Origin of the sequence: Flavobacterium flavigenum (assembly GCF_027111255.2) — a bacterium.
GTDB lineage: Bacteria > Bacteroidota > Bacteroidia > Flavobacteriales > Flavobacteriaceae > Flavobacterium > Flavobacterium flavigenum.
The window spans coordinates 1,957,810-1,978,636 of sequence record NZ_CP114285.2 but is presented as its reverse complement, the minus strand read 5'-3'; the positions used below and the strand labels follow the sequence as shown (position 1 = coordinate 1,978,636).

Here is a 20,827-nt window from a genome sequence, read left to right as displayed (position 1 = left end):
GTTTGTTTAAATTTGTAAGAATAAAGGTAGATAAAAAAAATATAATTTGCGTTACCTTTGTCGTTATTGATAAGAGGTGGCAAGAACGGCAAACAATAACGATGCCATATTCATTGAAACAATACTGCAATCTATGAAACATTTATTTCCTAAATTTATTTTGATAATCTCTTTTTTTCTTCTGACGGGATGTAAAAAAAATGAAAATACAGCAATTACAACCTCTGAAATTCCTCAAAACAGTATCGAATATGCTTCCGGACTTTCTATCGTAAAACATGAAGGATATTCTGTGGTTACAGTTTCAAATCCCTGGCCAAATGCAGATAAAAGTTTTAAATACATTTTAAAGGAAAAAGATGCTGAAGTGCCAGATAGTTTAAAGAGTTATACAACAATTAAAATTCCGTTGGAGTCTATTGTGGTAACTTCAACAACCAATATTCCATTTCTTGAAATGCTGGATGTCGAAAACAAACTGACCGGTTTTCCGCATACAGATTATATTTCTTCTGAAAAAACCAGAGCTTTAATTGACAAAGGGTCCGTTAAAGATGTAGGACAGAATGAAAAATTAAATATAGAACAACTAATAGATTTAGCACCGAATTTAATTGTGACTTTTGGCGTAGATAACAATAATCCGATGCTTGATAATTTGAAAAAAAGTGGTTTAAATGTATTGATTCAGGCAGACTGGATGGAGCAGTCCCCACTCGGGAAAGCCGAATGGATAAAACTCTACGGTGCTTTGTTTGGTAAAGAAGACAAAGCGAAAGAATTATTCGATAAGATTGTAATGAGTTATAATCAGGCATTAAAATTAGTCGCTGAAAAAACGGCAGTATCAACAGTTTTATATGGTTCAATGTATGAAGATGTGTGGTATGTTGCCAAAGGAAACAGCTGGGTTGCCAAATTTATGAAAGATGCCCAGGCCAATTATTTATGGTCAGATTTAAAAGGAACGGGAAGTGAAGGTTTATCATTTGAGAAGGTTCTCGATAAAGCCAAAACCGCCAATTTTTGGATTGTTTCAGGCTCCTTTACAACCTTGGACCAACTACAAAAAGCGAATCCACATTACAGTGAGTTTGACGCTTTTAAAAACAAGTCGGTTTATTGTTTAGAAAGTAAGTTTGGTGCTACCGGAGGCACTATTTATTATGAAGTCTCACCAAGCCGACCAGATTTGGTGCTGAAAGATTATATCAAAATTTTCCATCCGGATTTACTACCGGGTTATGAATTTACTTTTGCAACAAAACTGAATTAAATTGGTCAACAAAAAACGAAATACAATTTTATTTTTCCTGTTGGCCTTAGGTTTGCTTCTGATGTTTTTTGCCAGCATTAGTTTAGGGTCTGTAAATATTCCTTTTAGAGATATTTATACAAGTTTAACAGGCGGTCAGGCCAGTAAATCAACCTGGGAGTATATTATAATTAATTACCGTTTGCCAAAAGCTATAACAGCGGTTTTAGTTGGTACCGGACTTTCAATAAGCGGTTTGTTAATGCAGACATTATTCAGAAATCCGCTTGCCGGACCTTATGTTTTAGGATTGAGCTCAGGTGCAAGTCTGGGAGTAGCTTTTGTAATTTTGGGTGCGGGTTTTTTGCCCTCTTTTCTAAAAGTAATCGCTTTGTCATCTTACGGAATTGTTTTGGCTTCGACTTTGGGAAGTACGCTTGTTCTGTTGTTAGTTTTGTTGGTCTCACAAAGGTTAAGGGATACAATGGCAATTTTGATTGTAGGTTTAATGTTCGGAAGCTTTACCACTGCAATTGTGAGTGTTTTAACCTACTTTAGCACGGCAGAGCAACTTCAGAAATTTACTTTCTGGTCGTTAGGAAATCTTGGAAACCTTTCCTGGAAATCCATTACAGTTTTAGCTGTGAGTGTTGTTTTTGGCCTAGTTTTGAGCGCTGGGAGCATCAAGCCTTTAAATGCTTTGCTTCTGGGCGAAAATTATGCTAAAAGCATGGGTTTGAATTTAAAAAAGGCTCGATTGATGATTATTTTTGCAACGAGTATTTTGGCAGGAAGTATAACTGCTTTCGCAGGTCCAATTGCTTTTATTGGCCTTGCAGTTCCGCATATTGCAAAACTGACTTTTCAAACCAGTAATCATATGATTTTGTTTTGGAGTACATTGCTTTTTGGTGCTATTATCGTGTTGTTCTGCGATATCGTTTCTCAAATGCCGGGATTTGATGTTACGCTTCCTATAAATGCCATTACGTCTATAATTGGGGCTCCGGTTGTGATTTGGTTATTGGTTCGAAAAAATAATTTTAAGTAATTAGTTAATCAATGATAGAAAATAACACTATTCTTTCAACTTCAAATTTAAGTATTGGATATAAGTCCAGTAAAGGAACTGTTACTATTGCACAGGATTTAAATCTGACTTTAGATTCCGGAAAACTCATTGCTTTAATAGGCGCAAACGGAATAGGGAAATCAACTTTGCTCAGAACAATTACCGGAATTCAATTTCCATTGGCAGGAAGTGTTTTTCTGAATGATAAAAATATAAATACCTACAAACCATTAGATTTAGCACAAAACCTAAGTTTGGTTTTAACTGAAAAATTGCCGCCAAGTAATCTTTCCGTATTTGAATTGGTTGCTTTGGGGCGTCAGCCTTATACGAATTGGGTGGGAACTTTAACTCCCGAGGATATCGTAAAAGTAAATGAAGCTTTAGCATTAACTCAAATCGAACATTTAGCCTCAAAAAGGCATTTTGAAATCAGTGATGGACAATTGCAGAAAGTTTTAATTGCAAGAGCACTTGCACAAGACACACCGTTGATTGTTTTAGATGAACCCACAACACATCTCGATTTGCTGCATAAAGTTTCATTATTCAAATTGCTTAAAAAGTTAACACAAGAAACTCAAAAATGTATTTTATTTTCGACCCATGACATTGATCTGGCCATTCAGTTGAGTGACGAAATGATTATGATGACTCCGGAAACGGTAATACAGGACGAACCGTGTAATTTAATCTCAAAAGGAAGTTTTAATACTTTATTTAAAAATGAGCATATTGTTTTTGATGCCGAAAAAGGGAAGTTTATTGTGAGTTAAATTTTCAGGAGCTAATCCTGCTGTCCGCTATATCTTTTTTGCCGAACCCCGGCAAAAAAGGATGTCGCTTCCATCAGGGCTAGAAATTCTGTTTCCAGAACGACTTTTCAAAGAGAAGTAAGCAAATAATATGATTAAACCTTTTTCAATCCAATCTGTCTCTTAGCCTCGCCAATTATAAAAGCAACAGAATTCGCAATATTAAAAGAACGAATCAGCGGAGACATCGGAATAGTCAGGTGGTTTTCGAACCTGGCCATAAACTCCTTGCTCAATCCAACACTTTCTTTTCCAAAAACAAGCCAGTCACCATCCTGAAATTCGGTTTCCAGATATGATTTTTCAGCATGCGAACTCATTAAAAACACTCGCGATTGATCAGGAATCTGCTGCATCCATTCCTCAATATTTTGATATTCGGTTACGTCAAGATGTACCCAGTAATCCAGTCCGGAACGTTTGAGGTTTTTATCATTAATCACGAATCCAAAAGGATGAATTAAATGTAGACGGCTTTCGGTGCCTACACATAAGCGGCCTATATTTCCGGTATTATTTGGTATTTCTGGTTCTACGAGAACAACGTTTAGCATGTTTTTAAAGTTAAATGTTAGAGGTTAAATGTTAGAAGTTTTGAAATAATTATCTCACTGACTAATTGCTACATTATCAAATTATAAATTTTCTAATTCGAAATCGGGAACTTCAAGTACTTCCCCCGCTTTTAAGTTTTGCAAATATACATTTCCTATTCGAACCCTTACAAGTCTTAAAGTTGGAAAACCAACTGCTGCAGTCATTTTTCGAACCTGCCGAAACTTTCCTTCGCTAATCGTTATGGAAGCCCATGAAGTTGGACCATGACGTTCATCCCTGATTTTTTTTGCACGCGGACCGAAATCAGGAATTTCAGTAACAATAAATGCATTGCAGGGTTTGGTTTTGTATTTGCCGCCTTCAAAACCTATTTCTACGCCTTTTTGTAGTTGCTCAATGGCTTCAGGAGTTATGATTCCGTCAACCTGAACATAATATTCCTTTTCGACTTTTTTGCTTCTGACTATTTCGCTTACCATTCCGTCAGTAGTGAGTAGAAGCAGTCCTTCAGAGTCTTCATCCAGTCTTCCTATCGCCATTGTTCCTTCGGGGAAATCGTATAATTCACCTAAAAGCTTTTTCTTTCTTTTCAATTCATAAATAAACTGGCTGAGGTAACCATAAGGTTTAAAAAGAAGGAAGTGTCTGTGCATTTTTAATTTTTTGCAAAGATAGTTTGTTTCACCTTCATTGAAAATTAATCAGCGAATAAACCCAAAGCAATGTTAAACCCTTTAGTTTTAAAATTTAGAATTCGTAATATTATATATGAAGAATTTTAAAAATAAAGACTATGGAAACTAATAATTTAGGCTCTAAAAAAATAAACGGAGTACAAAAAAATATAGACGAACAAAAAGGGAAAAATAGTTCACATGACGGAAAATCCGATGATGCAAATTTAAAAAAAGAAGTAGTTGCCGATGCCAGTGGTAATGAAACAGTTGTTGAAAGAGCAAGAAATGAAAACGAGGATATTAGAAAAGTTAAAGGTGATATAAATCCTGATAATCCAAATTCGAACAGAGGAGTTTCTACAGAAGAAGAGGCAAAAAAAACCGTTGAAAACAAAGATCATAATTCGGATGTTACGGCAAACCGTTATTCGAATTCAAATCCTGAAAGTCATGAAGACAGAGGGAATATGAAATTAGATGAAGATAAATAATAATGAAAAAATGACAGATTTCACAGGCTTTTTTAGAAAATAACATTTGATTAGCATATGTGGTTAATGTTATGATAAACCCAGGTTTTGTGGAGGTAACTAAAGAATGGCTTCGTAAATTTAAAAGACAATTTTAAAATTTATGAATATGGCACTTTTAGAAAATAAGGTGGCTTTTGTTTCAGGAGGCGGTTCAGGAATTGGACGCGCTGTAGCAGAAGCGTACGCCCGTGAAGGGGCAAAAGTAGTGGTCTCAGATATTAATGTTGAACATGGTGAAGAAACTGTAAAAATTATAAAGGATAACGGAGGAGAAGCTTTTTTTATAAAAGGCGATTCTTCGAGTTCTGTTGATAATAAACATATGGTTGAAGTTGCGGTATCGAAATATGGCCGATTGGATATTGCGTGTAATAATGCCGGAATGGGCGGTCCCGCAAAACCAACTGGGGAATATGAACCGGATGCGTGGGATAAGGTAATTGCCCTTAATTTGAATGGTGTATTTTATGCCTGTCGTTATCAATTAGAACAAATGGAGAAAAATGGTGGGGGCAACATTGTCAACATTGCTTCGATTCACGGACAGGTTGCGGCTCCAAACAGTCCTGCCTACACTGCTTCAAAACATGGCGTTGTAGGATTAACAAAAAACATAGCAGCAGAATACGCTCAAAAAAATATTCGCTGTAATGCAGTAGGGCCTGGATATATCGAAACCGCCCTGTTAAAAGACAATTTAGATAAAAGTATGATGAATGCTGTGGCTGCAAAAGCGCCAATGAATCGTTTAGGTACATCAGAAGAAATTGCAGAGCTGGTTGTATTTCTGAGTTCTGAAAAATCTTCCTTCACTACCGGAAGTTACATAATTGCCGACGGAGCTTATACTGCCGTTTAAGGATTTTTTAAAGCGATTAATTGATTAATTTAAGGCTGTCTGTTTTTCAGATGGCCTTTTTTATAGCATGTATCTTATTAACAAACCTCTCAAGAAGAATCTGTTAATTTGATTGCTTAATAGCTTTTTTGTTAATAATATTCAACAAAATTTGTTTTAAAATAGAGTTTCATTGTTAAATGTTTATAAGTTGTAGGGTTTTAAGTTGATGGTTTTGTAATATTCCCTTAACTTTAAAGAGTATAAATTTGACTTCTAAAAACTCTATTTTTTTAAACATGAAAAAGATCTACACGGTACGCCATTTAATGGCTTTTTTAAGTTTTTTTTATTGCTTTTCTTTAAGTTTAAAAGCACAGACAATGCCGGAAGTAAAACCACTTCCTTACAAACAGGATTTTAAAGATTTAACTCAAAATCCAACAACTTATCCATCAGGTTTTAGAGCTTGGACAGTTACTGGATCTCCATCAGCAAATTTTAGTACCAATATAGTTTTAACTGATAAACCAATTGTTGTTGGAACCGCAGCTGTTGGTACTGGAAATGTTTATAATTATAATGAGAAGCTGGGATTCTTAAACACAAGTAGTGCAGATTATACAATTGGTCTTGCATTTTCTACAACAGGAATGACAGGAATTCAGGTTCAGTATGATGCGATGACAATTCGTAATCCATATGGACTTGCAGGAAGCCCAGTATCCAGCCGTGTAAACGAAATGGTTCTTCAATATAGAGTAGGTACTACAGATTCTTTTACAACGCTTCCAGAAACAGTTTATAGTAATAATACAGTGCAGCAAATAACTGCCATTACAGATCCTCAAAATAATGTTGTTATCAAAACGATCTTGCCTGCAATATGTAATAATCAACCTGTAGTGCAAATCAGATGGATTTCCAGACAAGTTTCGGGAGCAGGTTCTCGTCCTTCTTTCGCGATTGACAATATTGATATAAACAGCGATCACACAGCGCCGGTAAATGAAACTGGATTTCCAAAATCGGCTAATATATCTTCCACTCATTTTGACTTTTTGAATAAGTTGAATGAGATAGGTAAAACATATTATGTTTTGCTTGCAGGAGGAAGCACATCACCAACTCCAGCTCAGGTTAAATCAGGAGTAGATGCAAACGGAACTGCTGCTTTACAGGCTGGATCTTTAACTATAGCTGATCCTGCATTAGATTACACTAAAAATATTGCTGGTTTAACGCTATCAACGGCTTATACTGTATTTTCTGTTTCTGAAGATCAATATGGAAATTTACAAACAGCAGTAAATAAAGTAGATGTTACAACAGCTGTAATTGCATTACCAGTAGTTACAACCTCTGTAGGTGCTGTTGATTTAGGTGCTAATGAAATAAACTTTGAATCCGCATCTAAAAGTTATCAAATTCAGGCAACAGATCTTCTAAGTGATTTAACGGTTAGTGTTACATCAAATTTTTCAATCTCAAAAGATAATGTAACATTTGCTTCAACGTTGACTTATGCTGCTGCTGATTTTGCTTCAAATGCATCGCAGACAGTTTATGTAAGGTTTAATCCAAATTTAGCAGGGGCTTTTACAGGCCAGATTACACATGAATCTACTTCTGTAATTAAAAATTTATCTTTAGCAGGAAGAGGAATCGATCCTTACGTTCAAAATTTTGATGATCCAAATGTGTTAAGCAACAGTGGATGGACACAGTACAATGTGGCAGGAACTGCGAACAAATGGACATACACTACAACAGCGCGAAATGTAAATTCTGGGACTGGAGCGGTTCTTATGAATGGATATTCGGACAGCGGAGCAAGTAAAGACTGGTTGATTTCGCCAAAATTACGTTTAGATACTTTTGATAAATTACCCTTATTATCTTTTTATTCTCGTAAATTTTTTCCGGGACCAGCTTTAAAATTAATGGTTTCTACCAATTATGATGGGGTAAGCAGTCCAGAAACAGCAACATGGACAGAAATAGATGGTAACTTTCCAACTACAACAGAGTCGTATGTTCAATCTCAGTATATCGATTTATCAGCTTTTAAAACAAGTCAAACTTATTTGGCTTGGGTTTATGAAACGGCAATAGGCGGTGGTACAGGAAATGCTGCTGAATGGTCGTTTGATGATTATGCTATTGTTAATGAGTCAGGTTATGTGGCTTCAAGCCCTGTTTTAGATTTTGGAACTGTAGATCAAAATACTATTTCTACCTCACAATCTTTTGCTTTTAAAGCCAAGGGATATGGAGATGTAACAATTACTGCACCTGCTGGTTATCAGTTATCTTTAGATAATAATACATTCCAAAACAGTGTTGCTTTGACAGAAGCTGATGCTTTTGCTGGAAAAACATTATATGCGAGATTTGCACCGACTGCGAAAGAATTTAAAATTGCAGGCCCGCTGACAGTTACAGGAACTTCATTAAACAAACAAGTAGGTTCTTTAACTGGCTCTTCACTTCCAAAAGCAGATACTTTTGATGTGGTAACCTATAATTTAGAGTTTTTTGGTACTGATGTAAAAGGGACAGACGGTAAGGAATTTGGTCCAACAGATGATGCTTTGCAAATCGAGAATGTGGCAAAGGTGATGAACAAACTGAATGCAGATGTGTATGTAGTTCAGGAGGTATCGGATGATCCGTCAATTGATGCTTTAATACAAAAATTAAATGTCAATGGTAAAATATTCGATAAAACAATTTCTACATCATGGTCCTATTCATTTAATGCACCAGACCCAAATTTTCCTCCTCAAAAATTAGTAGTACTTTATAATACGCAGACCACTACTGTTAAAAATACAAAAGTATTATTTAAAGATTTATACGATCAGGTTAGGGCTAACACTGTAGTTTTACCTGGATATCCAGGTACTGATGCACCAGATGTTAACGACGATAGTTTTTTCTCATCAGGACGTCTTCCTTATTTGGTTCAGATAGAAACTAATATTGGCGGTGTAACAAAAGAAATCAACCTGATTGATCTTCATGCCCGTGCGAACAGCGGAACAGATATAAAAAAGTACAATCAGCGTAAATATGATGTTGAGTATCTGAAACAAGCTTTAGATACGGAATATCCTGATGCAAATTTCATGATTTTAGGAGATTTTAATGATGATGTAAAAGCATCTGTAATTACTCCGAATCCTTCTTCTTATGAGGCGTTTGTAAATGATACAAGCAGATACAATGCGCTTACTTTGGGTATCAGCCAGGGAGGTGCTTACAGCTTTTTGAGTTCGGGAGGCTTTCTAGATCATATTATTATTTCTAATGAGTTGACAGATGAATACATACCAAACTCAATCGCAGTTTATGATCCAAGAGCAGATATTTCAAATTATACCACCAATACTTCAGACCATGGACCTGTAATTGCACGTTTTGAATTAAAATCGGATAATTTAGGTACAATTGATTTTGAAAGCCAAAGTTTCGCAGCCAAATTGTTTCCTAATCCTGCAACAGATATAGTAAATGTTCTTGTAAAAAGCAATTCAGATAAAAATCTGAAATTAAGATTTTATGATATCAACGGGCGTTTGACAGGAAATTCAATTGATGTAAAAGCGGGGCAGGAAATAAGCACGACCGAAATTCCGGTGAGCCATTTGCATTCCGGAATCTATATTTATACTTTGACAGACAATAATAAGGTAATATTTAAAGGCAAGGTTATAAAAAAATAAACCAAATTGAAATCGAAAAACAGGCAGCTTAATTTAGGCTGCCTGTTTTTTTTCTATTCTATCCCAAATATTTTTTTGGCTCCTGAAACATTAAAATCATTTTCTGATATTTCTAAAAAATAATCCAGCTGCCATTGCTGCGTTTTTTGAGCTTGTTTGCTGCTAGTAATATCCCATGGAGGATAAACCCTCATGGCTCTTTTTCCTTCTTTGGCTGAGGTAGAGAAAATTCCTTTCTCTAATAAAATAGCCTTCGGAAAAATAAATTGTCCAAAATTATTTTCTCTTCGGACACTTATGATGATAAAATCTATCAGGTCCAAATAATCAAATGGTTCAATCGTTCCGGAGCTATTACGTTTCCATAAAGTTACAAATTGCCCTGTTTTTGTTGGCGTAATTTTAGCTTCCCTGTAACAGACTGTTTTTTTATTGATACTGAAACGATAAGCACTATATGCTGCACTTTCAGTTTCCGGAAAGGGCTGGCTGCAATCGAAACCGCAGCAGTTGTATAAAAGATTTTTAGCCAGAATTAAATCATCAGGAAATGTTTTTGGAGTAATCCAATTGTCATGAATTGCCATAATTATTTAATGTCCTTAAAATGAAACATTCAGACCAAAATTGAATGACCATTGAAATTGGTTAAAGGTTTGATTGTTCAGCGGATTGATATAATAATTCATGCCAGGCTCAACAAAAACATTTGTTTTTTTATATAATTGGTATTGAAAAGTACTGCTTAGCAAAGAGCCGTAAACAAAATCATTTGCATTTAAATTTCCTCCTATAGAATTTCCATTTAAAGTCACATTGTTTGAAATCAATTTTCCAACAAACCCGCCTGTATTCAGACTAATATTTGTTTTGTTTTTATTAAGTATGGAATAAGAGACCTCAAGAGGCATTTCAATATATTTTAAACTTTGATCCATATTCCCATTTTCTAAATTATCGCTTTTTAATGCGGCTTGCGTATTTTTTGAAACAAAAACATAATTAGAATTACTTGTAATTTGTGGTGCAATTACTGAAGGACTATCATATGAATAGCTGTTTGTTAATGGGTATGCTGATGTTTCATAATGATTGTAATAAGAAACATTAGCAATACTTTGTCCTAATTCGTTAATTTTTAAACCAGAACTAACAGCCCACTTTTTATTGAGTTTATAATTTGCTTTTACACCGTATGAATTTGTTTGTTTTGATTCATTAACATTTCCAAGTGTTTTTTGATTATTGTAGTTTTCAGAATTTGCTATTCCTGCAAAAACATCCAAAGACCATTTTTCAGAATCATTGACACTATTGATATCTTTTTCTTTTTCTGTTTTAACTTCGGCAATGCCTTTTTCTAAATTCTGTAATTCTGCTAGTTGAACAGAATCTTTACTGCTCAATGAATTGGCAGATATAGAGTTGTTCTTTTGAAAATTATCAGCGAGGATCGATTCATTTGCTGTTGTATTAGCAGCGTCTTTTTGAGTGTTTTTTGTGTAAGGATATGAAGTTACATTTGAAGAATTTAAAGCAACACCAGTAGTGTTTTTAGAACTCGCTTTATCTTCTAAAACTGAATTTGGCATATCATTGTTTGAAAAAGAACTGAACGAATTTTGTTTTCCCAGAGCAGAAGTTTTTTGAGCTACATCCTGATTCATGTTTGCTTTTTCAGTTGATATCGGATTATTTGAAAAAGAACTGGATGAGTGCTGTTTTTCTGCAGCCAAAGTTTTCTCAGCTATATTCTGATTTATGTTTGCTTTCTCAGTTGGTATTGGATTAGTTGAAAAAGAATTGGATGAGTGCTGTTTTTCTGCAGCCAAAGTTTTCTCAGCTATATTCTGATTTATGTTTGCTTTTTCAGTTGGTATTGGATTGTTCGAAAAAGAACTGGATGAGTGTTGTTTTTCAGTAGCGAAAGTTTTCTCAGCTATATGCTGATTTTCATTTGCTTTTTCAGTTGGTATAGAATTGTTTGAAAGAGAATTAAATGAGTTTTGCTTTCCTCCAATATATGTTTTTTCGGCTACAGCCTTATTCACATTTTCTGTATCAATGTTCGGATTTTGTTTAGTAATTCCGGAATTGATTTTCTTTTTAGAGTCGGTATGAGTGATTGATGTTCTGTGCGTATTGTTTCTGTGCGCATTATTAGGTGGATTTTCTCCATTTTCTACAGATGGATTTTCAATAATCCCAGGTTTAATTTCGAGGTTGTTTTTTTCAATAGATCTTGTCTGGTTGTTTAGGCCATTGTTTTCATCGATAACAACATTTTTTTCAGTAGATCCATTATTTATTTTTTCAATTCCTGAATTCGAATTGAAATTTGAAACAGTAGGAAGCAATAATCCTAATAACAGGCATGCAGCAGCTGACCACCAAAGAATTGCTCTCTTTTTCTTTTTTGGTTTATCAAGTTCTTCTTCAATTTTAGCCCATAACTCAGGTGGTGGTACACTTGAGAAATTTTCGATTGATGAAAAAATATCTTCTATTTTTTGCTTTTTCATGCCGTTTTAAAATTTTTAATACTCAAAATTCTTTTTTGTAAAATTCGTTTCGCCCTGTTTAAATTGGATTTCGAAGTTCCTTCTGAAATTTTGAGCTTTTCCGCAATTTCTCTGTGTTTCATTTTTTCAAAAACATATAAGTTAAAAACCATGCGGTACTGATCTGGTAATTCTCTTATATATTCGAGTAACTTTTCCTGGGGTATCGGAATAATATCTAATTCTTCTTCCTCTACAAAATCGGTATCAGGATCAAAAACATCCAAAAAGAAACTTTCTTTCTTCTTCTTATTTAATGTTTCGATTAGTTTATTGATGAAGATTCGTTTTAGCCAGCCTTCAAAGCTGCCTTCAAATTTATACTGATGGATTTTTTGAAAAACAATGACAAACGCTTCCTGAAAAACATCCTTGGCATCGTCTTCATTTTTCATATATTTTAAGCAAATACCATATAAAACAGGCGAGAACAACTGATAAATTTTCAGTTGTCCTGCTCTGTCATTTTGGATACATTGTTTAATATATATGTCTAAATTGTCTTTCAAAAATAGAGGTGGTTGGTTTTGGCAAAAATAACTTTTTTTATACTCTTAACCTATTTTTTATAGATAGTGTATGTGTTTTTAGTTATTTTTAGTCATTGATTATCAAGGTTTTATTTTGTTTTTTCCTTTATTCGTTTAAGCTTTTAAGAGTAAGATTTTGTCTTTAATAGCTTTCTTAAATGCTTTTACTTCTGTACTCTGATCTGCTGTATCAACATTGTCAATATAGATTTTTGTTGTACTGGCACCTTGATGTAGTTCAAAATAAACACCGCCCTGATTTGCCGGGTCAGGAGTTCCATAGGTTTTGGTCTGACCTTTTAAGTTTAAGATTTCAGTTGGTACACTTTTCAGGAACAGCGTGTATTCACCTCTTTTTATTGTAGCAGTATTTTTATACTTACCAAATTCATAATTTCCGGTAGTAACATTTAAGAATTTAAGAATATTATAATCGTTTAACTGGAAAAAGTCATTTGCTGCTCCAAAAGTTCCAATTACAATATTGTCTTTGTTTTCTGTAGTTTTATTAAAATAGATAGGTTTTGTCGTTTTAGGTATCAAAACATAATCAGAAGGATAGTTTGCACCCGGAGTAGTTGTCTCTCCTGTTTGTGGTCCGTGCTCATAAAAATTGACAACAATCTGACAATTGTTTTCTACAATTGAAGTAATCTTTATGCCATAACCTGTTGTTGTTGTTTGCCCTGAAAAAATTCCAACCAGAAAATTATTGGCAAAATTAATATTTGGATCGCTTCCAGGACAAGGATTAGTAGTATTTTGTGTAAAATACTGGTTTAATTTTTCCTGTGTGTTTATAATTAAAGCGGAAGGATTAGTAAATTGTTGTTTAAGAGTATAATTACAAGCAAGAGGATAGCCGGTAAAGGAAACATTCGTATATACGCCACAAGTATCCTGAGGTAAATCATCATTCAGCGAGCAGGCACTGAATCCAAAAGCTATAAATAAGCTTAGTATTAACTTTTTCATCATTTTATTTTTAGGTTTATAAATAGTAGATGTAATGATTTTAAAAAGGTTGCGTTGAAAATCTCTTTTTAAAAAAAAAATTAGCTTGATTGTTTATTTAATTTAGAATGGTTACTAATTCGTGAAATTTTATTCTTAAGGATTAAAACTACGTATTATTGCGTACTTTTACGTAAAAATTAACGTAGTTATGTTGGACATTCTTCCGCTTTTATTAGTTTTTGTAGTTGCTGTATTCTTAGGTATTTATTTAGGAAGAATAGTGTCTTCGGCTAAATTTGAATCACAAAAAGTAAGTTTGAATGAAAAACTGAGTGCGGCAAATTCTCAGCTTTTGCTTCAGAAAGAACAATTTTTAAGTGAAAAAAGCAGTTTCGAAAAACAGCTTCATTTATTAAATTCTGAGAAAGAAAATATCCGAAACGAAAAAGACAGCCTGGCAATTCAGCTTTCTAAAAAAGAAGTCGATTTTGAAAATTTGTGGGAGCGTCATAAAGAGCAAAAAGCAGAAATAACAGCTTTACAGGAAAAATTTACCAAAGAATTTGAAAATCTTGCCAATAAAATTCTTGAAGAAAAGTCGGCAAAATTTACTGAGCAAAATTCTGTAAATATGAAAAACATCCTGTTGCCTCTTCAGGATAAAATTCAGGGATTTGAACAAAAAGTAGAACAAACCCATAAAGAAAGTATTGATTACCATGCAGCCCTTCGTCAGCAGATTTTAGGTTTAAGCGAAATGAATATGCAAATGAGCAAAGAAACTTTGAATTTGACAAAAGCGCTGAAAGGCGACAGTAAAATGCAGGGCAATTGGGGAGAGCTGGTTCTGGAACGTGTGCTGGAAAAATCGGGGCTTGAAAAAGGAAGGGAATACGAAGTGCAGCAAAGTTTTGCAAATGCAGATGGAAATCGTGTATTTCCGGATGTGGTAATTAATCTGCCCGATGGAAAAAAAATGATTGTGGATTCAAAAGTTTCTTTAACGGCTTATGAAAAATGGTCAAATGAAGAAGATGAAATCTTTAAAAATGAATTCTTAAAAGAACATGTAAACTCTTTAAAAAGGCATGTGGAACAGCTTGGAAGCAAAAACTACCACGATTTGTACCAGATTGAAAGCCCGGATTTTGTTTTGCTGTTTGTTCCAATAGAACCTGCCTTTGCTATAGCGCTAAACCAAGATCCGGAATTGTACAATAAAGCTTTTGCACGAAATATCGTGATTGTGACACCAACGACTTTACTGGCTACTTTACGCACAATCGACAGTATGTGGGCGAACCAGAAACAACAGGAAAATGCTTTTGAAATTGCACGTCAGGCCGGCGCATTGTATGATAAGTTCGAAGGATTTGTAACGGATTTGCTAAGAATCGGGAACAAAATAAAAGATACCAAAACAGAATATGAAAATGCGATGAACAAACTGGTTGAAGGAAGAGGAAACCTGATTTCCAGTGTTGAAAAACTAAGAAAAATGGGAGCCAAGGCTAAAAAGACACTTCCGGAAAATATTATTGCCAGAGCTTCTAATTCGGATGAAAATCAATTAGTAAATTAATTTTCATTTTAAATAAAACGAACCAAAACCATAAATTACAATAATAAATGACTACAGATTTTAAACCCGTTTCTTCATCAAAGATTAGTATTTCCGAATTAATGCTTCCGTCGCATACCAATTTTAGCGGCAAAATTCATGGAGGCTATATTTTGCAATTGCTGGATCAGATTGCTTTTGCCTGTGCCTCTAAATTTTGCGGCAATTATTGTGTAACGGCTTCAGTAGATACGGTAAACTTTTTAAAACCTATTGAAGTAGGAGAACTTGTTACCATGAAAGCCTCTGTAAATTATGTCGGAAGAAGCTCTATGGTAGTAGGCATTAGAGTAGAGGCAGAGCATATTCAGACTGGTGTTGTCAAACATTGCAACTCCTCATATTTTACGATGGTTGCCAAAGATAAAGAAGGTAAAAGTGTTCAGGTTCCCGGATTAATTTTAACCAATCTGGATGAAGTGCGCCGTTTCAGAAAATGCATCAAGCAAATTGAAACTAAAAAAGAAATAGAAGAACATGCAAAAGAAGCCAAAGTAAACTCAATTGAAGATTTGGCAAATTTAGACAAGTACAATGTATTGGTAGAGATTGGATAATAAATAAATAAAAATAAGATGGTAAAGTTTGGCTATACAATTTTATATGTTGAAGATGTGGAGATATCCCTTGCATTTTACGAGAACGCTTTTGGGTTTTCAAGGAAATTTATAACTCCTGAAAATGATTATGGGGAATTAAGCACAGGAGAAACTACAATTTCATTTGCTTCCAAAAAACTGGCTTCACAAAATTTACCTGAAGGTTTTGTTGAAAGCAGCTTAGAAGATAAGCCTTTTGCAATAGAATTAGGTTTTATAACCGATAATGTTGGTGAATTGGTACAAAAGGCAACTTCGTTAGGAGCTGTTTTAGTTTCAGAGCCTAAACAGAAACCATGGGGGCAAATTGTGGCTTATGTGAGGGATCTGAATGGGTTTTTAATTGAAATCTGTACAGCAGTTGAAAATTAAACTTTGATTCAATCGTTTTCGTTTAAATTTCACAAAATTTTAGCATAAAATCATTAAACATGCTCCTGAATAATTCGTAAATTTAAGTGTATAATCACTGAATTACCATATTATTTTACGGAGTACGCCATTCGTTTTTTAATCTTAGTTTTCTTTCTTAAAAAATCGAATGACATAATTGTTTAAATGATGACGATTATGAAAAGAACTATATTTTTTATTTTAATGTTTACTGCCTGTTCAATAATGGGGCAGGAAAAAATTTCTACAAATAAGGCAATAATCAATTTTGAAGCTACTGTACCTTGTTTTGAAGAAATTAAAGCGGTAAACAAATCGGTTATGATTGTTTTAGATCCTAAAGCGAGTACTTTTTTATGTACTGTTCCTATGCGTGATTTTCATTTTAAGCTGGATTTGATGGAACAGCATTTTAATGAAAATTATCTTGAAAGTGATCGGTATCCAAAAGCTGTTTTTAAAGGCAAAATCGCAAAATTTGACTTAAAAGATATTGATGAAACCGAAAAAGAATACGTAATCAAAGGAAGGCTGATGATTCGCGGTAAATACAAAGATATTGAAGTAAAAGCTTTTCTGAAAAAAGTATACGGAGGAATACAAATCAAATCTGATTTCCCAATTGCTGTTGCCGATTTTGATATTGCAATCCCGGAGAGAATCGCTTCTAAAATTGCGAAAACAGTCAATACCGAGCTAAACGGTATTATAGGAAATGATGAAACGATGCTGCTGACTTTAAAATAAATAATTTCAGGAAACACAGTTTGATAGTGCCGTTTTCAGGTCTTCAAACAGAAAATGGAAACCTTTTTGCTTTATTTTTTCAGCTGATACCCTTTTTCCTGTCAGTACAGCAATGCTCATTTCGCCAAGAACTATTTTAAGTACAAAAGCCGGAACCTTTGGTAACCAGATAGCATAACCGAGTGCGTTTGCAAGTGTTTTAGATAATATCTCATTTGTAGTGTTATCTAAAACAGTTGCATTATATGAACCCTTTAGTTCTTCATCCTCAATGGCTTTTAAATAGATACCGCACAAATCTTCAATGTGTATCCAGGGCAAATATTGTTTACCTGTTCCTAATATGGTTCCGAAACCCATTTTAAAACCAGGCAGCAGTTTTTTAAGGAAGCCTTCGTTTCTGCCTAAAACAATTCCAGTCCTGATTTTTACTGATCTGATGCCTAAAGATTCGATTTTAGTTACTTCATCTTCCCATTTTTGGCAGGTAGTACCTAAAAAGTCATTGGCGTGAGGACTGTCTTCCGTACAAATTTCATCCGATGTTTCAGCTCCGTAAATCCCAACTGCTGAAGCAGAAATAAAGGCTTTTAGGGATTTATTCTTTTTTTCTAAAACCGAATAAATAAGTTCGACAGGTTTTATGCGGCTTTCTAAAATGTCTTTTTTACGTTTAGCAGTCCATCTTTTCTCGACAATTCCTTCGCCCGCGAGATGAATGATATAATCTGCAGAAATAATAGCTTCATCGTCAATATAATTTTGGTCAGGATTCCATTTGTAATAGGTAATTTGATCCCTGTTATTTCGGGGTGATCTGCTTAAAATGGATACCGAAAAACCATTTGCGAGTAGTACGCTGGTAAGATGTTTACCAATGAATCCCGTCCCTCCTGTAAGTAATACGTTTTTAGCCATAATAGTTTATCAAATATTTAACAGTAACTTTTGTTTAACTATCCGTAAAGATAGTTAAACATTCCTTACCTTTAAGGCAAATTCTAAATTTAAAAGAAATGGCTCCTAAAAATAAGATAATCACTAAAGAAGATATTGTTTCAATATATATGAATGAAGTACTGGAAAAAGGCGAAAAGCCAAAATCCGTTTATCATTTTGTTAAAGATAAGGATTTTACGGAGGCTGAATTTTATTCATTTTTTGGAACGCTCGAAGGTTTGGAAAAAGAAATTTTCAGATTGTTTTTTGATAACACTTTGAAGTTATTGCATCAGCACGAGGACTATCCGGAATATGATATGAAAAACAAAATGCTGAGTTTTTATTTTACCTTCTTCGAAATCCTGACAGCCAACAGAAGTTATGTATTACAATCACTGAAAACCGACAGAAATCCATTGAAAAACTTAACGCAGCTTACTTCGCTCAGGGATAGTTTTAAAGCATATGTTGCTGAAATCCTGACGGATGATTATAGACTTGAAGTTGAAAAACTGCAGAAGTTTCAGGAGAAAACCATTCAGGAAAGCGCCTGGCTGCAATTGATGCTGACCATAAAATTCTGGAAAGATGATGAATCTGCAGCTTTTGAAAAAACAGATATTTTTATCGAAAAATCGGTTAATGCTTCCTTCGAATTAATGAATGTGGCGCCAATGAACCATCTTATAGATTTAGGAAAATTTCTCTTCAAAGAAAAAATATACAGCAAACAATGAAAACAATCGATTATATACCAACGTCAAAAATAGAACGAGCTGGAAAACTCGTGCAAACAGGAGCTAAAATTGGCGTAAACTATGTAAAGCATTATGCGGAAAAAATAGTCAATCCTGATTTGACGCGCGATAAACTCAATGAAAATAATGCCGAAGACATTTACGACGGACTAAAAAGCTTAAAAGGAAGTGCACTCAAAGTCGCCCAGATGCTGAGTATGGACAAAAACTTTTTGCCTCAGGCGTATGTAGAGAAATTTTCTTTGTCGCAATTTTCTGTTCCGCCACTTTCGGCGCCTTTGGTTTTAAAAACCTTCAAGAATAATTTTGGCAAAACTCCTTATGAAATTTTTGATGAATTCAATGCCAATTCGGTTAATGCAGCCAGTATCGGGCAAGTGCATCTGGCGAAGAAAGACGGGAAGAAGCTTGCCGTTAAAATTCAGTATCCTGGTGTTGCCAACAGCATTTCATCAGATCTGGCTTTGGTAAAACCAATCGCCATCCGAATGTTTAACCTGCAGGGAAAAGATTCTGATAAATATTTTAAGGAGGTTGAAGACAAACTCATCGAAGAAACGAATTATTTGCTGGAGTTAAAACAAAGTCAGGAAGTTGTAGAAGCCTGCAGTAAAATAGAAAACATTCTTTTTCCAAGCTATTATCCTGAATTTTCATCAGAGAAAATCATTACGATGGACTGGATGACCGGAATTCACCTTTCTGAGTTTACGGCCAAAGATTTTGATCGTGAAACAGGAAATAAAATTGGTCAGGCGCTTTGGGATTTCTATATGTATCAGATTCATGTGTTACGAAAAGTGCACGCAGATCCGCATCCCGGAAATTTTCTGGTTGACGATCAAAACCGACTGATTGCATTGGATTTTGGCTGTATGAAACAAATTCCGAATGAGTTTTATATTCCGTATTTCGAACTGATAAACAAAAATGTTATTACTGATAAAGATCTTTTCAATGATAAATTATTCGAATTAGAAATCCTTCGCACAGACGATACTGCTGCTGAAATTGAATATTTTACAACAATGTTTCATGATTTGTTATCATTGTTTACCAAACCTTTTCAAAACGAAACTTTCGATTTTGCTGATGAGGAATTTTTCAACGCTATTGCCGAATTAGGAAAACGTTTCTCAGAAGATACCAACCTGAAAAAAATGAACGGAAACCGCGGATCCAAACATTTTATTTACATGAACCGTACGTTCTTTGGGCTTTATAATTTAATGTTTGATCTGAAAGCAAAAATTGTAGTGAACGAATTTCAAAAATACAAATGATAAAAGAAATGACAGATCTGGAAAAAGACAGAATCATAGAAATGGCTTGGGAAGACAGGACTACTTTTGAGGCTATCTTTATGCAATTTGGTTTAAAAGAACAGGAAGTTATCGATTTAATGCGAATCGAAATGAAAGCTTCAAGTTTTAAAATGTGGCGGGAACGTGTTCAGGGTAGGAAAACCAAGCATGAAAAATTGAGAGACTTTAGAGAAGGTCGTTTTAAATGTTCCCGACAAAGACATATAACCCATAATAAAATTTCGAAAAGATGAAAAACATTCTAATTGTTGGCGGAAGTAAAGGTATTGGAAGAGGTATTTTAATGCAGCAGTTAGAAAATAACAAAGTATTAAATATCAGTAGGACAGAACCTGATTTTTCCCATCCAAACCTGACTCATTTTGGTTTAGATATTTTGAAGGACGAACTTCCTCCTGTCGAAAGCATTGATACCTTGATTTATTGTCCGGGTTCTATTAATTTAAAGCCTATCTCGGGATTAAGTGTTGATGATTTCAGAAATGACTTTGAAATTAATGTGATAGGTGCCGTAAAAGCAATCCAGAAATATTTACCTGTTTTAAAAAAAGGCAACCAGCCTTCTGTCGTTTTATTTAGTACAGTTGCTGCTAAATTAGGAATGCCTTTTCACGCCAGTATTGCAACTGCAAAAGCAGGGGTTGAAGGTTTGGTAAAATCACTTGGAGCAGAATTGGCTCCTGTTGTACGCATTAATGCGATTGCGCCTACTATAACGGATACTTCACTCTCAGCTTCCATACTCCGAAACGATCGCATGAAAGAAAATATGATCGAAAGACATCCAATGAAAAGTTATTTAAAGCCTGATGAAGTAGCGAACATGGTTGATTTCCTTATTTCAGAAAAAGCAAATTCTATTTCAGGTCAGATTTTCGAAATGGATTATGGTCTCGTGACTTTTAAAATCTAAGGGCG

General features: G+C 34.5%; 21 protein-coding genes. 14 read left to right on the top strand and 7 right to left on the bottom strand.

All coding sequences use genetic code 11. The annotated features are described in order from the left end of the window. Nucleotides 1-133: 133 nt before the first annotated feature. Genes OZP09_RS07825 through OZP09_RS07815 form a run of 3 tightly spaced genes read left to right on the top strand, consistent with a single transcriptional unit; the run spans nucleotide 134 to nucleotide 3,103 of the window. Entirely contained in the window at nucleotides 134-1,276 is a 1,143-nt protein-coding gene (locus tag OZP09_RS07825) for an ABC transporter substrate-binding protein (protein ID WP_269237299.1), read from the top strand. Nucleotide 1,277: 1 nt separating this feature from the next. Beyond that, complete coding sequence (locus OZP09_RS07820; protein WP_269237298.1) at nucleotides 1,278-2,306, top strand: iron ABC transporter permease; 1,029 nt, start codon at nucleotides 1,278-1,280, stop codon at nucleotides 2,304-2,306. Between the two features lie 11 nt (nucleotides 2,307-2,317). Further along, entirely contained in the window at nucleotides 2,318-3,103 is a 786-nt protein-coding gene (locus tag OZP09_RS07815) for an ABC transporter ATP-binding protein (protein WP_269237297.1), read from the top strand. A gap of 134 nt (nucleotides 3,104-3,237) precedes the next feature. Here the strand turns inward: OZP09_RS07815 and OZP09_RS07810 are convergent, their stop codons facing one another. Together OZP09_RS07810 and OZP09_RS07805 are read right to left on the bottom strand one after the other, a co-directional pair. Beyond that, complete coding sequence (locus OZP09_RS07810; protein WP_269237296.1) at nucleotides 3,238-3,696, bottom strand: tRNA (cytidine(34)-2'-O)-methyltransferase; 459 nt, start codon at nucleotides 3,694-3,696, stop codon at nucleotides 3,238-3,240. 81 nt (nucleotides 3,697-3,777) lie between these two features. Further along, nucleotides 3,778-4,353 carry a pseudouridine synthase gene (locus tag OZP09_RS07805; RefSeq protein ID WP_269237295.1) on the bottom strand — a complete coding sequence of 192 codons (576 nt, stop codon included), beginning with the start codon at nucleotides 4,351-4,353 and terminating at the stop codon, nucleotides 3,778-3,780. A gap of 140 nt (nucleotides 4,354-4,493) precedes the next feature. Between OZP09_RS07805 and OZP09_RS07800 the strand changes: the two genes are divergently transcribed. From OZP09_RS07800 to OZP09_RS07790, 3 genes are all read left to right on the top strand, one after another. After that, complete coding sequence (locus OZP09_RS07800) at nucleotides 4,494-4,868, top strand: hypothetical protein (RefSeq protein ID WP_281310570.1); 375 nt, start codon at nucleotides 4,494-4,496, stop codon at nucleotides 4,866-4,868. A gap of 148 nt (nucleotides 4,869-5,016) precedes the next feature. Continuing rightward, entirely contained in the window at nucleotides 5,017-5,769 is a 753-nt protein-coding gene (locus OZP09_RS07795; RefSeq protein WP_269237293.1) for an SDR family NAD(P)-dependent oxidoreductase, read from the top strand. A 278-nt stretch (nucleotides 5,770-6,047) separates the two neighbouring features. Continuing rightward, on the top strand, nucleotides 6,048-9,476 hold the full coding sequence (locus OZP09_RS07790; protein WP_281310569.1) for a T9SS-dependent choice-of-anchor J family protein: 3,429 nt from the start codon (nucleotides 6,048-6,050) through the stop codon (nucleotides 9,474-9,476). A 53-nt stretch (nucleotides 9,477-9,529) separates the two neighbouring features. Here the strand turns inward: OZP09_RS07790 and OZP09_RS07785 are convergent, their stop codons facing one another. From OZP09_RS07785 to OZP09_RS07770, 4 genes are all read right to left on the bottom strand, one after another. Then, nucleotides 9,530-10,063: a MepB family protein gene (locus OZP09_RS07785; RefSeq protein ID WP_269237291.1), complete on the bottom strand. Its 534-nt coding sequence runs from the start codon at nucleotides 10,061-10,063 to the stop codon at nucleotides 9,530-9,532. A gap of 15 nt (nucleotides 10,064-10,078) precedes the next feature. After that, nucleotides 10,079-11,998 carry a hypothetical protein gene (locus tag OZP09_RS07780; protein WP_269237290.1) on the bottom strand — a complete coding sequence of 640 codons (1,920 nt, stop codon included), beginning with the start codon at nucleotides 11,996-11,998 and terminating at the stop codon, nucleotides 10,079-10,081. Continuing rightward, entirely contained in the window at nucleotides 11,995-12,471 is a 477-nt protein-coding gene (locus tag OZP09_RS07775) for an RNA polymerase sigma factor (protein ID WP_269237838.1), read from the bottom strand. Before OZP09_RS07775 ends, OZP09_RS07780 begins: the two co-directional genes overlap by 4 nt. A gap of 210 nt (nucleotides 12,472-12,681) precedes the next feature. After that, nucleotides 12,682-13,542, bottom strand: a complete 861-nt coding sequence (locus OZP09_RS07770) for a protease complex subunit PrcB family protein (protein WP_281310568.1) — start codon at nucleotides 13,540-13,542, stop codon at nucleotides 12,682-12,684. A gap of 190 nt (nucleotides 13,543-13,732) precedes the next feature. Here OZP09_RS07770 and OZP09_RS07765 point away from each other — a divergent pair, with 190 nt between their 5' ends. From OZP09_RS07765 to OZP09_RS07750, 4 genes are all read left to right on the top strand, one after another. After that, entirely contained in the window at nucleotides 13,733-15,106 is a 1,374-nt protein-coding gene (locus tag OZP09_RS07765) for a DNA recombination protein RmuC (RefSeq protein ID WP_269237287.1), read from the top strand. Nucleotides 15,107-15,153: 47 nt separating this feature from the next. Beyond that, nucleotides 15,154-15,702 (top strand): acyl-CoA thioesterase, encoded by a 549-nt coding sequence (locus tag OZP09_RS07760; protein WP_269237286.1) that lies wholly within the window; start codon nucleotides 15,154-15,156, stop codon nucleotides 15,700-15,702. A gap of 18 nt (nucleotides 15,703-15,720) precedes the next feature. After that, nucleotides 15,721-16,116, top strand: a complete 396-nt coding sequence (locus OZP09_RS07755; RefSeq protein ID WP_269237285.1) for a VOC family protein — start codon at nucleotides 15,721-15,723, stop codon at nucleotides 16,114-16,116. A gap of 198 nt (nucleotides 16,117-16,314) precedes the next feature. Then, nucleotides 16,315-16,884 (top strand): YceI family protein, encoded by a 570-nt coding sequence (locus OZP09_RS07750; RefSeq protein WP_269237284.1) that lies wholly within the window; start codon nucleotides 16,315-16,317, stop codon nucleotides 16,882-16,884. Nucleotides 16,885-16,890: 6 nt separating this feature from the next. Here OZP09_RS07750 and OZP09_RS07745 read toward each other — a convergent pair whose 3' ends face one another. Next, nucleotides 16,891-17,802 (bottom strand): TIGR01777 family oxidoreductase, encoded by a 912-nt coding sequence (locus OZP09_RS07745; protein ID WP_269237283.1) that lies wholly within the window; start codon nucleotides 17,800-17,802, stop codon nucleotides 16,891-16,893. A gap of 98 nt (nucleotides 17,803-17,900) precedes the next feature. Between OZP09_RS07745 and OZP09_RS07740 the strand changes: the two genes are divergently transcribed. From OZP09_RS07740 to OZP09_RS07725, 4 genes are read left to right on the top strand one after another with little or no spacing between them, the layout of a single operon-like run. Next, the gene (locus OZP09_RS07740; RefSeq protein WP_281310567.1) at nucleotides 17,901-18,563 is read left to right on the top strand and encodes a TetR family transcriptional regulator C-terminal domain-containing protein; all 663 of its coding nucleotides are present in this window, start codon (nucleotides 17,901-17,903) and stop codon (nucleotides 18,561-18,563) included. Next, nucleotides 18,560-19,867: an ABC1 kinase family protein gene (locus tag OZP09_RS07735; protein WP_269237281.1), complete on the top strand. Its 1,308-nt coding sequence runs from the start codon at nucleotides 18,560-18,562 to the stop codon at nucleotides 19,865-19,867. Before OZP09_RS07740 ends, OZP09_RS07735 begins: the two co-directional genes overlap by 4 nt. Next, complete coding sequence (locus OZP09_RS07730) at nucleotides 19,864-20,142, top strand: TIGR03643 family protein (protein ID WP_269237280.1); 279 nt, start codon at nucleotides 19,864-19,866, stop codon at nucleotides 20,140-20,142. Before OZP09_RS07735 ends, OZP09_RS07730 begins: the two co-directional genes overlap by 4 nt. Next, nucleotides 20,139-20,822, top strand: a complete 684-nt coding sequence (locus OZP09_RS07725; RefSeq protein WP_269237279.1) for an SDR family NAD(P)-dependent oxidoreductase — start codon at nucleotides 20,139-20,141, stop codon at nucleotides 20,820-20,822. Before OZP09_RS07730 ends, OZP09_RS07725 begins: the two co-directional genes overlap by 4 nt. Nucleotides 20,823-20,827 lie beyond the last annotated feature (5 nt).